We start from the raw sequence: 727 nt of genomic DNA, 5'->3' as shown, positions 1-727 counted from the left end.
TGAAGACGGTACCGACAGCCTCACCTTCGGCATCAAGGTTCAGGATGAGGAAGACATTGATCTGACCGCAGACGATGTGTGTGTTGATGAAGATGCAGACGGGCAGGGCGTAAGCTTCTCGCTTGGTATCGTCGCTGACATCACCGACGCGGATGGTTCGGAAGGAGATGGTTCGACCCCTGATACGGTGACCATTGTCTTTGACCATCTGCCTCCGGGCACCACCACCAATGTTGGTGATCTGGATATTGATGCGTGCACATGGACGGGCTCTGTAGATGAGGCCAACATGCTGGTGTGGACCGTACCGGAGGATTATTCCACCGGCGGTCAGCCAACCAACTTCTCCATCACGGTGACCACCCCTGAGGGTCAGGAAACCGTTGATGTGACGGTGACCATCAAGCCGACAGAGGATATCGACATTGTTGCCGGTCCGATTACGGCTACCGAGACCGATGCTCCTGTTGATGTGAAGCCTGCCGACTTCATCACCGTCTCGCAGAGCGATGACGATGGTTCGGAGTACATCCAGTCGATTACCTTCACCTTGAGCGGCCTTCCAGATGGTACGCAAACCAATGCGGGTACCATCACCAATGGCCAACTGGTGTTTACAGGGACGCCTGCTGAGTTTGATGCCCTTTGCATCACGCTTCCAACGGACTTCTCCACCCAGAACCCGGGCCCGGATCTCACCGGTACCATTCAGGCGACCTCAAACGAG

Annotated in this window: 1 protein-coding gene; it reads left to right on the top strand. The window is 55.7% G+C overall.

What is annotated here, in order from left to right; translation table 11 throughout:
• Positions 1–727 (top strand): hypothetical protein (locus E1162_RS19345; RefSeq protein WP_257098525.1); only part of this gene is annotated, 727 nt, incomplete at both ends.

The sequence above is a fragment of the Pseudovibrio flavus genome, from assembly GCF_009711345.1.
Classification (GTDB): domain Bacteria; phylum Pseudomonadota; class Alphaproteobacteria; order Rhizobiales; family Stappiaceae; genus Pseudovibrio; species Pseudovibrio flavus.
This window is presented reverse-complemented; position numbering and strand designations above follow the sequence as displayed.